Consider the following 14,862-nt stretch of genomic DNA (forward strand, 5'->3'; position numbering starts at 1 on the left):
TTGTTCAAATGACGAGAAGGCTCAAAGCGGTCGTCCTGGCCGCCGCTATCGCATGGACGTGTTCGGCGGCTGCGGGAGAGCGCATTGCCGGCCTTTACGACATGTTGCCCGAGCGTATCCGCAACGCAGGTGCGATCATGGCCGCCAGCGATCCGCAGCAACCGCCCTACGACTTCTACGATGAGGACAACAAGACCCTCATCGGTGTCGAGCAGGAGCTTCTGGCCGAAGTAGCGTCGCGCATCGGAATTCCAATCAAGGTGTCAGCTGCTCCGTTTCCCAGTATCATTCCCGGCATCCAGTCTGGGCGCTTTGATCTCGGAGCGTCTGCGTTCGGGGACTTCGTCGAGCGCGAAAAGATCGTCGATATCATCGATGTGAACTATGAGGCCGCCGGTCTCGTGGTCGTTGCGGGCAATCCGCTTGGCATCAAGAAGCTCAGCGACATGTGCGGGCACCGCGGCGCCGCCCACCAAGGCTCGACCCCGCTCAAGCTCTTCGAACTGCAGGCTCAGAAATGTCGGAGTTCGAAGCCGCTTGAGATCATGGAGTTCCCAACCAGCGATCAGGCCCAGCTCGCGGTGAAGAGCGGGCGCGCAGATGCCTATATCGCCAATGTAGGCGTTTCAGCCTATTCGACTGCGAAGCAGCCCAAGGGCGGCATCCAGCTCGAACTCATCACCAGCGGCCGCTACGCGGTTGGTTATCAGGGGTGGATCGTCAACAAGAACAGTCCGGGCCTTCGCGATGCGGTGATCAAGGCTTTGCAGAGCATGGTCGACGATGGTTCTTACGCAGCGGTCTTCAAAAAATGGAACCTGTCGCAGAACGTTCTGCAAAAGGTGACGTATAACGATGCTGCTCGTTTTGGGGCAGATTACTTCAAGATCGAAGACTGAGAGCGATTCATTCGTTCGGGCGGGGCGACGTTCCGAGCGGAGCGGCGCCTCGCCCTCTGCGCGACCATCAAAGAGCAGCCCTTGACGTGTATCCGAAACCGTCCGGCGCTTTCCTCCGCAATCCCATCTCTTGACAGGCAGGGCCGGCTTCACCAACGCCTGTGCCGTCATCCGGCCGGTTCAAACGGCACCGTATCCACCTGCGGTGGACCGGCATCTACAATGCGTGGAGGCCTCGATCCCGGCGGCCCCTTGAGGAACACCTATGCAAGACGATGAGCTCACGCTCGGGATTCCTTCCCCCCGGATTCTCCAAGTTCAACCGGTGACGAAGGCCTCGTTCGAGCCCTATGGATGGATCGTGGAAGCTGGCGAATCCGATCATGTTGTCAACAACGGTACGGCTCTGCGACATGACATCCACGCGCACGCAGCCTCCGATGTCCTGCCAGGAACCAGGCTGGTTACATCGATCTTCGAGGCGAAGGCGCAGCATCCGGACCAGCCGATCGAAATGCTGGAACGGCATCCAAACTCGATCCAGCTCATCGTTCCGCTTGGCGGTGCGGGCCATATCGTGGTCGTCAGTCAAAACAAGGCTGACGGCACCCCTGATTTTTCGACCTTCGCTGCCTTTTGGTTGTCCGCTGCGCAAGGATTGATCTACCGTCGGGGACTCTGGCACCACCCGATAATGGCCATTGGAGCGGATGCGCGTTTCCTCGTCCAATCCTGGCAGAACGGCACCGAGGCCGACTGCGAGACAATCGCTATAGAAGCCAGAGCGGTATCTCAGGGCGGCCCGGATTAGAGTTCCGCTGAGCAGCTCGGCTTCGGTCAGGAGGCTGCCAGCCCTCGACGCCCCGGCGATCCCGGTTGTGCGGCAGCTGATATACCTTTTTCCGGGAACGTCCGGTTCTCGGCAGTGGGTGAACGTCTGCAAATGGCGCGTCAGGACATGTCTGGTTGCAACTGCTACATCGCCCCTTCCACCACCTCGTCGGTCCAGACCTTGAACCCTGTCAGCGTGTTCGGCCCGAATGTGGTGGCGATGGCGACATCGGCCGCATCACGCCCGCGCGCGATCAGCACGCGGCCGATGCGCGGCACGTTGTTGCGCGGATCGAACATCTGCCAGCCGCCGTCGAGATAGGCTTCGAAAGACGCCGCGAAATCGCCTGGCGGATAAGGCGGCGGCGTGCCGACATCGCCGAGATAGCAGGTGCAATAGCGTGCCGGGATGTTCATCGCCCGGCAGAAGGCGATCGCGAGATGAGCGTAGTCGCGGCAGACGCCGCGGCCTTCACGATAGGCGTCGGACGCTGTGCGGGTCACGCTGGCATCGTTGTAGTTGAAGGCGATGCGCTGGTTGACGAAATCGCAGATTGCCTGAACACGTAGCGCGCCCGGCTGGGTATGGCCGAAGAGCTGCCAGGCGAGGTCGAGCAGGCGGTCACTGTCGCAGAAGCGGCTCGCCAGCAGGAAGACGAGACTCTCCTCCGGCAGCCGTTCGACCGGCACTTGGCCGGCACTGCGGTCATGGCTTTCGGGCAGGCCGCTATCGGAGATGATCGCGTCGGCGGTGATCCGCATCAACCCCTGTGGCGCCAGCAGCCGAGTGCACCAGTTTCCGAAGCCGTCCCGATAGGCACTGACGGGAACCGAAGGCTGGATGCGGATATGGTCGGGTTCGGCCAAGTCCGATACCCGGCTGAAATGCACGTTCAGCATCAGGATGACCGGTGTCGGTTGCGGAAAATCGTAGTCGAGCGCGTAGCCGATCCTGAGTTTCACGCGATGCCTTCTGCGCGATGATTGCGCGCGAACACTGGCTGGCCGGCGGCCAGTCAGACCATCATGCATGTTCCCGGCCAAGGCGATATAGGTTCCGGCCAGGGATCACTTGCTGCCGAATGGGAAGATCGTCTTCCAATCGTTCTTCATGTCGACGACTGTCCAGCCGTTCACGGCGGCGACGTCCAGCGCCTTGTCGAGCATCCCGATGGACGACGTGCGATCGTAGGCCCATTCCCGCACCGGGTCGGTGTGGTGCACGATCAGGCCGAAGCCCGGGCCCTGTCCCGAGGTGGTCCATTGCAGCATCTGGAGATCGCCGTCCGAGTTGCCGAAGGCAGCGATCGGGCGCCGCCCGATATGCTGCTGGATTCCGACGGGTTTGCCCGCCTTGTCGTCGATGAAGCTGATTTCCGGTAACCGCATCAGCACGGCCTTGCCCTCCCGCATTTCGAACTGGGTCTTACCGCTGCTGCCAACCACCTGTTCGGGCGGAATGCCATAGACCTTCTCGGCCCATGGCCGCATGAAATCGATCCCTCCGCCGGAGACGATGAAAGTCTTGAAGCCGTTCGCGCGCAGATAGATCATCAGCTCCAGCATCGGCTGATAAACCATCTCGGTGTAGGGGCGCTTGGTCACGGGATGCCTCGCCGTGGCGAGCCAGTCTGTCACCAGCTTGCTGAACTCGGTCGTCGTCATGCCGGAGTGCGTGGCCACGACGATCTCGCCTGCGGCCCGTTCTCCACCCGCCAGCGCAGCCTTGACGTCACCCTTGAGCAACGAGGCGAAGGGCTCCTGGCTCTGCCATTCGGGATGTTGAGGAGCGAGTTCCTTCACCCGGTCGAACGCGAACAGTAGCTGGAAATAGAGGGGCTGCTCCGCCCACAGGGTGCCGTCGTTGTCGAATGTTGCGATGCGCTCCGGGACCGGCACGAAATCCGGGGTTCCCTCCCTGGTCACCTTTCCGACAAATGCGACGATGGCTTGCTTCGCGGCAGTGTCGTTCCATGAAGGCAATGGATCGCTCTGGGCATAAACCGGCGTGATGCTCACGATCGCAACCCAGCAGCCAAATGCGAGACGCTGAAGCAGCCGATAGAAGGAACTGGCTAGCATAGAAGCCTCCATCGCGCTGGCGCGCAGGCTGCCGGGGATATCGTCAGCTTGGCGGAACCGATCAAAATCGCGCGGTCACACCGAGTATCGGGCCATGCTGAACCATGTCGTAGCTGAAGCGGGCGCTCTTATAGTCGACGCCGATCGCGCGATAGCCCAGCGACACCGACCAGGTCGGGCTGAACTGGTATCCGACCGCTCCGAGCAGATCCCAGTGATAATTCGATCCACCGGCGCCGGCCATGGCCCATCCTGTCAGGAACCAGTCCGGGCTGAGGTTGTAGCGAGCCTTCACACCGAATGTGGCGTCGACCCAGGACTGGGTTTCGCTACCAATCAGAACGGGCAGCGGCGCAGCGGCGCTCAGCACGACCCTGTTGGAGAAGCTGAAGAACTTCGCGCCGCCGATCAACTCGATGTTGCCCCAGTCGCCCTCGGCCACACGATAGGTGCCTGCAGCCAGGCCGAAGAACGAGGTCGAGCGAAGCTTCAGCCCGACAAATCCCGCCGGCCCCCTGTCCTTGTCCGAGATCTTGACGAAATTCGCCTCGCCGACGAACCCGTACGTGCCGTTACTGGCTTCCACGATACCCGACGCGGCGAAATCCAATGCCGGAAGGATATCCCGGAATTTCAGGTTCACATCGATGTCGGGCAAGCCGAACAAGCCCTGCTTGCCGTTCAGGCCCGACATCCAAGTATAGGCTGTCACGGAAACTGCCCAATCGCTGGCCGTAACCATCGTCATGCGGGGAGCGGGGGCAAGATCGGCAGCTTGCAGTACAGACGGCAGCAGAGCAGTCGAAGCAATGACGACGATGTGCTTGATCGACATGGTAGGGTCCAATCAGTAACGGCAGACTCGTCGACCATTGACGATGGCGCACCCGTCGCAGCCTGAGACAATCTTTCAGTTCAATTGCCCGTCGGTGCTCCAAGCCTGTAGTTTCGCTGTAGTCGTCGATCGGTCGATGGATAGAGCGACTGGCACTCTCCGTAGTAGAAGGAGCCAGTTGCTCGATTGACCGGGTTCGCGCAGATTTGCGCGAGTTCGGCCTGTCTGGACTGCGGGGTCTGGCAGGCCGACAGGATCAGTCCCAGCGAGAAGGTAAGTCCAACTGCGACATATGTGGTTTTCATGATGCCCTCCCAGATTGTCGTCTCGACTGCGGGAAAGGTCACGGCGGGCAGGTGTCGATGAGCCCGCCGTGATGTGGGCTCTTCATTTGCCCATAGCGGCTCGCGCGGCCTCGATCTTCGCCTTCACGGCGTCGAGGTTGAAGCTCGCGCCCTTCTGCATCGGCGGGAACTCGACGGCCGTCATCGCCAGCTTGGCAACTTGCTGCTGGACGAAGACGAAACGCCAGAACTCGTACTGGAACCATGAAAAGTAGTTTTGCGAGCCGGACTTCGTGCCGTTTTCGGGCCAACCGGTGCGCTCGAACGGGTCGAGACGCAGGTTGGTCAGGTAGGGCACGTCTGCCTTGGTCTTGTCGCCGAGCCAACCGCCGGGCTGGTCGATGAAGCGATACTTGTAGTCGCCGATGCGTACGGCGCCGAGCTCGCTTTCGCCGAAGTAGAAGATCTCCTCGCGGTTCGACGGGCCCTTGCCGGTGATCAGGTCCATCTGGTTGTAGCCGTCCAGGTAGACCTTGTAGCTGGTGCCGCCGATCTGCTTACCCTTCTTGAGCTCTTCGGCAATGTTGGGATTGCCCGCTGCGGCGAGGAAGGTGGGGAACCAGTCGAGCCCGGAGATCAGGCCGCTCTCGACCTTGCCTGCCGGCACCCGGCCCGGCCAGCGGATCATCGCCGGGGCCCGGAAGCCGCCTTCCATGATCGTGCCTTTGCTCTGCGCGAAGGGCGTCTGCCCGCCATCGGGCCAGGTGAAGACCTCGGTGCCATTATCGGTGGTGAAGACGACGATGGTGTTGTCGTCGACCCCCATCTCCTTGAGCTTGTTCATGACCAGGCCGACATCGTCGTCGAGCTGCGCCATGCCGGCTTCGTGGATGGTCCAGCCGTTCTTCGAATTGCGCATCGCCTCGTATTTCGGCGAGAGATGCGTGACGATGTGCATGCGGGTCGGATTGAGCCAGAGGAAGAACGGCTTGTTGTCGGCCTTGGCCTTGTCGAGGAACTTGAAGGACAGGTCGCGGATTTCGTCGTCGACGGTCTCCATCCGCTTCGGGCAGAGCTCACCCGCGTCACGGATCGTCTGCTTGCCGACCTTGCCCCAGCGCGGGTCGACGGTGGCGTCGTCGGCATCGGCTGCCAGCGAATGAACCATATTGCGCGGACCGACCTGCGACCTGAGGTCTTGCGGATAGTTCGGATGGCAGGGGTCCTCCATCGCATCGAGGTGATAGAGATAGCCAAAGAACTCGTCGAACCCATGCACGGTTGGCAGGAACTCGTTCTTATCGCCAAGGTGGTTCTTGCCGAACTGGCCTGTGGCGTAGCCCATTCCTTTCAGTGCGGTGGCAATCGTCACGGCCTCCGCAGGCAGGCCGGTCGGTGCTCCCGCCTGGCCGACCGTCGTCATGCCGGTGCGGATCGGCAGTTCTCCCGTGATGAAGTTGGCGCGCCCGGCCGTGCAGCTCGCCTCGGCGTAATAGTCGGTGAACAGCATGCCCTCGGCGGCGAGCTTGTCGAGATTCGGCGTGCGGCCCGCCATCATGCCGCGATGATAGGCGCCGATGTTCCAGATGCCGATATCGTCACCCATGATGACGACGATGTTGGGCCGTTGCGGCTGCTGCGGCGTCGGTGCCTGCGCATGCACCGGCGCACACAGGGTCAGCGACATCAGCGCGGTCGCTCCGGCGAGGGCGGCGCGCGAGCGCCCCTGCCAGTCCGCGACCATCTCGCACAGGGCTGCGCCGCGAGGCCGCATTCGTCCCATTGGCATGACGTCAGACATCTCGTTTCCTCCCTTGGGATGCGTCGGAACCTCCGCGCGTGATGCTTCGGAGCCAGGCATGGCGGATCGGCACGGCAGATCGGTTTGCCGGCCGGCATCGCATCGAGGCGCCGGACGGTAGCGGGCACGGCTTGTGAGTTTGCCGCCGCTCATGGGGCTGGGGCCGGATACCGGCCCGGGAAGACTTCCCCGCCTACCGTCCCCTTTCCTGCTTGATGACGAAATCGATCGCCTTGATGACGGTCTTCCCCGGGTTCGCCTTGCAGTGGACGATCACCTCGTGGACCCCCTTCTTGGCGCGGGGCATGTTGATGGCGTGCTTCTTCGCCAAGCCGTTGTACCAGCCGCTGTACCAGACCCCCAGGAAGTCGGCGTCCTCCTGGAACGTCCCGGCGAGCTGGGCGCATGTCAGTTTCTGGACGTCGATATAGCCCTTGGAATCGGCGTATGTATTCAGCTCGACCTGTGCCTGGGCGGCCGAGACCGTTCCGACGAGCGCTGTGATGAAGATGAGCAGACGGCGCATGCGGTATTCCCTTCGTTGCTGAAGTCGCGATCCGCTGATCTGCACGGCATCGCACGCGGGTTTCGGTCTCGTTATTTGGCGGCTTACTTGTCTCTCGCAGGCCGCTGTCGCAGCATGTCGAGGATGGCATTCTCCAGTTCTTTCAGGGTCGCCTTGTATTCACGCTGTCGGTCTGCATTTCCGTTAGCAGTCCAGATGACGAGGGCAGCGTTGGCGTCGTTGAAGTCGCGAACGAGATCGCGAAAGCTCTCGCTGGCCATGTAGAGGCGCCGAAGGTCGCTTCCCCGGTCGGGAAATTTCAGAAGCAGGCCGGCCGTTTCGTCGATGACGTGGCCCATGGGTGTTCCTAACCAGCCAGCAATGGCCGGGCTTTAGCCAAATAGCCAGCCCGTAAGGGTGTGTTACGGTATTAATGCGAATTAATTCAATAGCTTACGACGCTACCTCGTAATGGCCCGGAAATAGTTCGCCGGGGGCGAATTGTTCGACTAGGGTCGCGTTCCGAGTTGTGGCGGAAAGGCATGGGAAATGCCGAATGCCGTAGCGTCCACCTCTGCAAGAACTGTCGGATCTGCCGATATTAGAGAGCAGATCGAGCGGATTCTGGCCTCGCCGGAGTTCCGCGCCACGCCGCGGCGGCGTGAATTCCTGAAGTATATTGCCGAGGAACTAGCGGCCGGGCGCGTGGGCGGCCTGAAGGGCTATTCGATCGCGGTCGCCGTCTATGGCCGCGACCCGAGTTTCGATACGCGCATCGATCCCCTTGTCCGCATCGAGGCTGGTCGCCTGCGAGCCGATCTCGAGCATTATTACCTGACCGCGGGGATGAATGATCCGCTGTTGGTCGAGATCCCAAAAGGCGCGAATGCGCCCAAATACACTTGGCGCGATGACCAGGTACTCGCCGGGAAAGGCCGCCCGGAAAACTCGACGGTTGCCGACATCCCCCGGTCGGGGCCCATAATCGAAAGGTCGCGGTTTCCACGCACGAGTCTCTGGCTGATATGCGTGGCTGGCCTCTGTGTGATCGCGGTCGTGATCGCCCATGTGATGCAGAGCGGGCGGGGGCTGCCCGTCAATACCAAGATCGCGTCGATTGCCGTGCTTCCATTCACCGTGCAGGACGGAGACAGCCAGCAAGATTATTTCGCGCGCGGGATCAGTCAGGAGCTGGCCAAAAACCTGTTCCAATTTGCCGATCTGTCGGTGACCCCCCCAAGCTCGATCAACCTCTCCCAGCAATCGGATCCCTACCTGTTCCGCCGATCCCTCGGGACAACGGCGTTCGTTGAAGGCTCGGTACAAAAGAGCGCGGCCAACATCAGGGTGTCGGTCCGCCTCATCGATACCCGGACCGGCGCCCTTCTCTGGAGTGAATCTTATCGGCGAACGCTTCAGGCGGATCAGATTCTGGAGATCGGAGACGAGATCGCGGAGAAAATTGCAGCCACGATCGCTGGCAATGCCGGCGTGCTCGCCCGGGCGGCCCTGAAAACCAGCCTCGCGAAAGAGCCGAATAGCTTGAGCGCCATCGACTGCGTCCTGCGGTTTTACCAGCACCAGATGAGCGGGACGCCCGAGAGCCATCGACTGGCGCGCGACTGTCTGGAGGCGACAGTCAGATCAGAACCAGGGTATGCGGAGGCTTGGGCCAGCCTGTCGCAGATCTATGCTCAAGAGTATCGTGTGGGCCTGAATCCGCGCGCCGACGGCGTGGCAGCGGTCATCAGGGCGCGTGAGGCAGCCGAACGGGCTCTCGAACTGGCGCCCGGCGACGCCAATACCATGATGGTTCGAGCCGCCACCATGTTCGATGTTGGCGACTTCAGCGGATTCCGGCAGCTCGCCGAAGCTGCAATCAAGACGCGCCCCGGCGATCCCGATCTGTTGGCTCATTATGGCCTTCGCATAGCCGCATCCGGAGATTGGCGGGCGGGTGCCGCCTTGGCACGACGCGCGATCGATATGAACAGCCTGCATCATCCGAGCTGGTACAGCATTCCCGTGATCCTGGAGCGCTACCTGGCGGGGGACGATCAAGGAGCTCTTGCCGCGACGAAGGGAATAACGCGCGTGTTGTTCATGAGCGAAGATTTCTTCGCGGCGATGATCCTTGGGCAATCGGGACAGCTCGATCTTGCGCAGAAGGCGGGCGACAGGGTCAACCGGGAATCGCCTCACGTCGCGGAGCAATTCTGGCCGGTTTTCCGAGCATGGAAGATATCCGAAGACACCCTGGATCGGTTCGCCGACGGGCTGCGGAAGGCCGGAATACATATCGATCCAGCGGTAGCGTCCCCTCGCTAACACAGCGCGCCACGGCCCTTTTGACAGTGCCCATATTCGAAGTAGCCACGGCTCGGGCAGCGAGGCTCACCCACCCATCTGCGGTACATGCAACGGCTTCGGCACCAGTTTAATGCCGTTCTCCGCCAGCGTGATCCGCACCTTGGAAAGTATCGCCTTGCGTATTTGGAATTGACGTCCAGCCCGGGCTTTGTATTTGCCGCGGATCACCAGAGTGCCCTCCTCGAGGGCGGCAATGCCCTGGCTCTTGAACGGCTCGAGGAGATCGGCGTTCAGTTCCGGATCCGCCTCGACCTCCTGCCCGATCTTCTTGAACAGTTTTCGCACGGCTTCGACATCGGTGTCCAAAGCAACCCGGAACAGCATCTTCTCTATGACCCATTCGCGGCTGAAGTTCTGGATCTTCCCGATCTGCCCGAAGGGGATTGTCGCAACCGGTCCACGCGGATGCCGCAGGGAGACCGATCGCAATGAGATTCGCTCGACGGTGCCCTTGGCTCCCGAGGTCTCGATGTATTCGCCGTGACGGAAGGCATCATCGACGAGGAAGAACAGGCCGGCCACCACATCCTTGACCAGTGTCTGGGAGCCAAGGCCGATCGCCAGGCCGAAGATCGAGAGGCCGGTGATCAGAGGCCAGACATTGATGCCCAGCATGACCAGGACGGTCAGAGCGCCCAGCGTCAGAAGCGCGGCCTTGGTGAGACCCACGAGCAGTGGGCCGACGGTGGTCAGCCGCGTACCGACTACAGCGGTGGCGACCTGCGGATCGCCCGGGGCAGGAGGTCTGATGCGCGCGGCCATGATGGCCACCCAGTTCCAGCAGAAGGCAATGACCAGTACGAGCATCAGAATCTCGGCCGCTTTCAGCAAGACAGTGCCCCGCGAAATGCCGACGACATCCAGAATCGGCAGGAGCCAGAGGATCGCCAATACCGCGAGAATCGATGAGGCGATCACGATGCGGAAAGTGCGCCACAGCGCGCCTGTCAGTTCGCCTCCCTGCGATCGAACCGCCTGCCAGCTGCGTCTTTCGATGGCGACGTCGAGATGAGGGCCGGCGAGAACCAGAAGAAGCGACAGCAGCAACAGCCCGCCCCGCGTCGGCCGTCCGATCGTCAAGTCCAGTTGGATGAAGACGAAGGCGAAGGTGACAACCGCCACCACGAGCCACGGCCAGATTGCGGCCAGCTTCCGGCGCAGCGATCCTGCCTTGCTGCCGAAGGACAGAGCCCTCGTCACCAGCCGGCGATGACGAAGATATGCCGCTGCGACCAGATTGGTGAACGGCAGGGATACCGCGAATGTTGCGAAGAGATCGCGTAGCGGATCAGCCGCATTCCATACGCGCAGACAGGCAAGCACCACCAAGCCGCCGGACGCGATGCCGATGGCGAGCGCGAGATCGCGTCGCCAACGCCGGAAGATGGACCTGCGACCGGTGGTCAATGGGAAACATATCATCGTCGCCACGGCCGAGATGACGACGCAGTTCAGCAAGGCGCGGCGGAGCACTGAATCGCCGATGAGACTCAGAAATAGAATCCAGGACGCCAGTATCACGAGCAAGGCAGCCGCGAACCAGGCGGCCACGGACAGAAAGGGCTTAGCCTTCAATCTGCTGATGATTGAGCTGGCAACCGCTGCCGTTGCAACAATGGCAATCAGGCAAATCGCTGCAATGCCGAGAGCCAGTAGCGCGGGATTATAACCCGCGGTTTCGAGACCTTTGATGAAATCGTGCCACGCGCCACCGGAAGAGAGCCAACCTGACAGCCTTGTCGTCAGCCCATTCTCGATCAGCACTGAGAAACGATGGAGCATCGCGGAAGCAGCATCGAGCTCGTCGGTCCTTGAATCGGCAGCCATGGTCTCGGTCTCTTGTCGAAGTCAGCGACACTAATCTGTCCGCGCGAACCGGTTGTCCAGCATGGAGTAAAAGTGTTGGACCTCTGGCACAGGAGGCGCGACGCGTTACTGCCCGGGCAGAACGGCGCAAGCGGGCGGCCTTCTACGATGCGGGCTGCGCCTCCGGCAGCTTCCACTGGCCGTTCAGGAACTCGGGACGGGGACGGTAAAGCCGGAATGTGTAGTTCCACCCCTGCGTGATCGGCAGGCAATTCTCGATCTTGCCGTCGCAGCCGCCGAACTGGATGTCGATCGCGCCGTCAGTGCTCTTCTTGCCGGTGATGCTGTTGACCGAATAGGCGCCGTATTCGTTCTTTTCGAAGAAGCCCTTGTCGTTATAGACGCTGATCGACCAGAACGCGTCGACGGGGACGTCCTTGACCCTGAGCTTGTAGACCGTCTTGCCGTCGTTCTTGGCCGGGGTCACCGAGCGGTAGGATGCGTCCTTGTCGGGGTTGCCGCCCCAGCCGGCGGCCGTGCCGATCAGGTGCATGACCGGATCGACCTTTCCCTTGGGGCCGAAAGCGTTTGTGAAGCTGCCGGACGCTGCAGACAGCGCTTCGAGCGCGTCACGGATCTTTTTCTGTTGAGCCAGGTCCCAATTCGGCGCCTCGAACCTGCCGACCGCCTTCTGCTCCACCTTCAGCGCATCTTGCAAAGCGTGAACCTGCGCGAGGTCCTTGGCGTCGTTGGGATCGACAAGGATACGGACCGCGACGAACACATAGCGGGTGCCGACCTTGTCCTTGGTGAGCGTCGTGCGACCGGGCTTGTAGACCACCATCGGGGTGTAATGATCTTCGCTGATGACCTGCATCGATACGAAGCGCTTGCCGGCATCGGGAAGGGTGATGGTCACCGGGCCGGCGTCTAGGTCGAAGAGCGCTTGGGAATAGAGCGTATCCCGGTTCATCCGGACCACGGGCTGCTTGTCGATCGGCGTCGGCGCCCTGTTGTGGACGAACTTGCCGAGGGCACCGTCGCTGGCCGTCTTGGCCATATAGAAATCGGACTCGGCTCGCTTGAAATTGCCGACATTGACCGGAACCGGCTGCGCGGATGCCACGCACGGCGCGAGAACCAGAAAGCTCAGGCTGCAGACCAACGTCATGCGCATCGAACGGTACCTCATTGGCGTGTTGGATCGATTTGTTCATCGGGCAGGACCGAATGGGTCCGCGCATCCGCCCAGCTAGGAATGTCCGGGTCCGGGGCCCGTTACTGCACCGACAGAGCCGCGGCCTCCGCCGCGCAATCGGGTGCCGGGTTTGCCCGCTTCGCCTTCGCGGCCTTTACCTCCGCCTTCGCGGCTCTGAGGTCGGCAAGAAAGGTCGCGTTGGTCTGCAGCCGCGCAACTGTCGCCGCGCCCATGATCCGCCCCGCATCGACATCGCTCTGCCAATGCGCGTCGCAGATCACGCGGCTTTGCCCGAATTCGATGCCGCGCTTGAGCAGCTCGTTCGAGCGCTCGGGATTGATCTGCGCGAAGACGAGCGCCCAACCCCAGCCTGCGGCCGTGTGGCCGGACGGATAGGAGCCGTCGCCCCGCAGAATGGCCTCCTGATCCGCCCGGCAGGTCGCCTCGTTGTGGACCACGAAGGGGCGAACCCGATTGTACTTGTTCTTCACGCCATAGGTGGAGAGTCCAAAATCGGACAGCATCTTCTGCATCATCGCATAGAGGCGCGGGGTCTGCTTGCTGTCGATCCTGACACCCATCGCGCAGGAGAAATTGTCGGCTGCCTGCGGAAAGGCGAGATCGGCGTCGGTATAGGCGAGCTTCCAGCGGCTGGTGTTTCGCAGGGGGAGCGTCGCCTTGCGCGCTTCCTCGTCCCGGGCGAGCGCAGCCGAGTCCGTCTCGGGCGGCGGGCCGAGCAGCATCAGGCTGTTCGGCAGGTCGGACTGCTTGAGATAGCCCGGTGCGATCTTGAAATGCGGGTCTGTGACCTTCGGCTGGGCTTCACCCGCCTGCGCCAGGGCCTGCCCGCAGAGCGCGAGCAGCGCAATCAGCGAAACATGCGCGGCCCGAACCGCATTCTCGGTCATCGACATTTCCTATTCCTTCGACATTGCTGCCGTCGCGAGCATTTCGTGCATGGGCTGCCTGCCCGTCTTGCCATTTCGCGCCAATCGGGAGCGGCTATTCTGCATCCTCGCCGATCGCGAATTCCCCGGGATTCGGCCTTGTAAAAGCGTCAACGCGGTGATCGCGGCGAGGTCTGATGGCTGATATCCCTTTGACGCGCGGCCAGTTCCTGCTGCCCTTCGTCAGCATTCTCGACGATATCGGCGCCCCGACGGAGATGCTCCTGGAGAGGTCACGGCTGCCATCGTCCCTGGCCGAAAAGACCGAGCTCTACCTTCCGCTTCTGCCGGCTCTGCGCTTTGTCGAGACCGCCCAGAGAACGCAGGGCATCGAGGATTTCGGCTTTCTCGCGGCCCAGCGCCTGCACTTCTCCCATATGAGGGAAAAGACCCGCGCCCTGATCGCTCATTCCCCGACCCTGCTCGTCGCGCTCCGGCATGCCTGCCACTGGGCGTCGCGGGAGGACACCATTCTGAGCATGTGGATCGAGCACGGCGCGGATCATGTGCGGGTTTGCAGCAGGCTCGCCGGGACAGGGCTCCTGCATCTGAAATACGCGCAATGGATCCAGAACATTTTCCCGGTATACATCATCAGGCAATTCGCCGGCCCGGACTGGATGCCGACGGTGATCGCTTTCGAATCGTCTTATGCGCCGTGCCCGGCGACGCGATCCTGCTGGCCGAATGTGCGGTTTCTGTCGGGCCAGCATGCTGCATGGATCAGCCTGCCGGTCACGCTGCTCGGCCTGCCCAACCGTTCGGCCGCCTCGTTTCCGCCGCCGCGCGACAACGAGGATGGGCCTTCCGCCTACGACATCGTCGAGCTCCTCAAACTGATGCTGCCGGCCTATCTCGACGAGGGAACAACTGCGCTTGCCGACGTCGCCGAGATCGCGGGCGTCAGCACACGGACGCTTCAACGCAAGCTCGCCCACGTCGGCCTGTCCTATTCGGACCTACTCGACACGGTCAGGTACGAGAATGCGAGCCGGCTTCTCCGCGACACCGATTGCAGGATCATCGACGTCGCCTTTTCCTCCGGCTACACGGATCCGGCGCATTTCAGCCGCGCCTTCCGACGGATGACGGGCGTCACGCCGCGCCAGTTTCGTGAGCAGTCGCAGCTCGGCTGAATGCGTGTCGCCGCGCGCCACAAACCGCCCAACCAACTGCTTGAGCCAGGATGCAGCAACCTTTTGGCTGGAGTGGAAGCCGAGCTCGCGGCCGAAGCGGATGCTTCGCGAGCGCCTTGCGTTGCTGACCTCGCATGCGCCTGTCACGATGCCCGACGGAGGATATAC

The 14,862-nt window shown here is 61.9% G+C and carries 14 protein-coding genes; 4 read left to right on the forward strand and 10 right to left on the reverse strand.

Features of this window, described 5'->3' with window-relative positions:
* Positions 1-8: 8 nt before the first annotated feature.
* Complete coding sequence (locus AC2FAN_RS10400) at positions 9-899, forward strand: ABC transporter substrate-binding protein (protein ID WP_485173800.1); 891 nt, start codon at positions 9-11, stop codon at positions 897-899.
* A gap of 265 nt (positions 900-1,164) precedes the next feature.
* Complete coding sequence (locus tag AC2FAN_RS10405; RefSeq protein WP_485173802.1) at positions 1,165-1,710, forward strand: ureidoglycolate lyase; 546 nt, start codon at positions 1,165-1,167, stop codon at positions 1,708-1,710.
* Between the two features lie 164 nt (positions 1,711-1,874).
* On the opposite strand, the gene AC2FAN_RS10410 is transcribed toward AC2FAN_RS10405, so the two are convergent.
* From AC2FAN_RS10410 to AC2FAN_RS10440, 7 genes are all read right to left on the reverse strand, one after another.
* Positions 1,875-2,693, reverse strand: a complete 819-nt coding sequence (locus AC2FAN_RS10410) for a transglutaminase-like domain-containing protein (protein ID WP_265051831.1) — start codon at positions 2,691-2,693, stop codon at positions 1,875-1,877.
* 105 nt (positions 2,694-2,798) lie between these two features.
* Positions 2,799-3,812, reverse strand: a complete 1,014-nt coding sequence (locus AC2FAN_RS10415; protein ID WP_476807802.1) for an HAD family hydrolase — start codon at positions 3,810-3,812, stop codon at positions 2,799-2,801.
* 61 nt (positions 3,813-3,873) lie between these two features.
* Positions 3,874-4,647 carry a hypothetical protein gene (locus tag AC2FAN_RS10420; protein ID WP_485173805.1) on the reverse strand — a complete coding sequence of 258 codons (774 nt, stop codon included), beginning with the start codon at positions 4,645-4,647 and terminating at the stop codon, positions 3,874-3,876.
* A gap of 80 nt (positions 4,648-4,727) precedes the next feature.
* Positions 4,728-4,952 carry a hypothetical protein gene (locus AC2FAN_RS10425; RefSeq protein ID WP_265051833.1) on the reverse strand — a complete coding sequence of 75 codons (225 nt, stop codon included), beginning with the start codon at positions 4,950-4,952 and terminating at the stop codon, positions 4,728-4,730.
* Between the two features lie 82 nt (positions 4,953-5,034).
* Positions 5,035-6,618: an arylsulfatase gene (locus AC2FAN_RS10430; RefSeq protein WP_485174551.1), complete on the reverse strand. Its 1,584-nt coding sequence runs from the start codon at positions 6,616-6,618 to the stop codon at positions 5,035-5,037.
* A gap of 307 nt (positions 6,619-6,925) precedes the next feature.
* Positions 6,926-7,258 carry an HdeA/HdeB family chaperone gene (locus tag AC2FAN_RS10435; protein WP_265051834.1) on the reverse strand — a complete coding sequence of 111 codons (333 nt, stop codon included), beginning with the start codon at positions 7,256-7,258 and terminating at the stop codon, positions 6,926-6,928.
* Positions 7,259-7,341: 83 nt separating this feature from the next.
* Complete coding sequence (locus AC2FAN_RS10440) at positions 7,342-7,596, reverse strand: hypothetical protein (protein ID WP_485173808.1); 255 nt, start codon at positions 7,594-7,596, stop codon at positions 7,342-7,344.
* 190 nt (positions 7,597-7,786) lie between these two features.
* Here AC2FAN_RS10440 and AC2FAN_RS10445 point away from each other — a divergent pair, with 190 nt between their 5' ends.
* A complete protein-coding gene (locus AC2FAN_RS10445; RefSeq protein WP_485173809.1) occupies positions 7,787-9,565 on the forward strand; it encodes a hypothetical protein in 1,779 nt (592 codons plus the stop codon).
* A gap of 66 nt (positions 9,566-9,631) precedes the next feature.
* On the opposite strand, the gene AC2FAN_RS10450 is transcribed toward AC2FAN_RS10445, so the two are convergent.
* From AC2FAN_RS10450 to AC2FAN_RS10460, 3 genes are all read right to left on the reverse strand, one after another.
* Positions 9,632-11,434: a mechanosensitive ion channel family protein gene (locus tag AC2FAN_RS10450; protein WP_485173811.1), complete on the reverse strand. Its 1,803-nt coding sequence runs from the start codon at positions 11,432-11,434 to the stop codon at positions 9,632-9,634.
* Positions 11,435-11,576: 142 nt separating this feature from the next.
* Positions 11,577-12,590, reverse strand: coding sequence for a DUF1254 domain-containing protein (locus tag AC2FAN_RS10455; protein WP_485173813.1), 1,014 nt, complete (start codon positions 12,588-12,590; stop codon positions 11,577-11,579).
* A 101-nt stretch (positions 12,591-12,691) separates the two neighbouring features.
* Positions 12,692-13,519 (reverse strand): acid phosphatase, encoded by an 828-nt coding sequence (locus AC2FAN_RS10460; protein ID WP_265051840.1) that lies wholly within the window; start codon positions 13,517-13,519, stop codon positions 12,692-12,694.
* Between the two features lie 176 nt (positions 13,520-13,695).
* On the opposite strand from AC2FAN_RS10460, the gene AC2FAN_RS10465 reads away from it, so the two are divergent.
* Positions 13,696-14,694 carry a helix-turn-helix transcriptional regulator gene (locus tag AC2FAN_RS10465; RefSeq protein ID WP_265051841.1) on the forward strand — a complete coding sequence of 333 codons (999 nt, stop codon included), beginning with the start codon at positions 13,696-13,698 and terminating at the stop codon, positions 14,692-14,694.
* Positions 14,695-14,862 lie beyond the last annotated feature (168 nt).

It is taken from the genome of Allobosea sp. RIT-PG3_2, assembly GCF_057321085.1.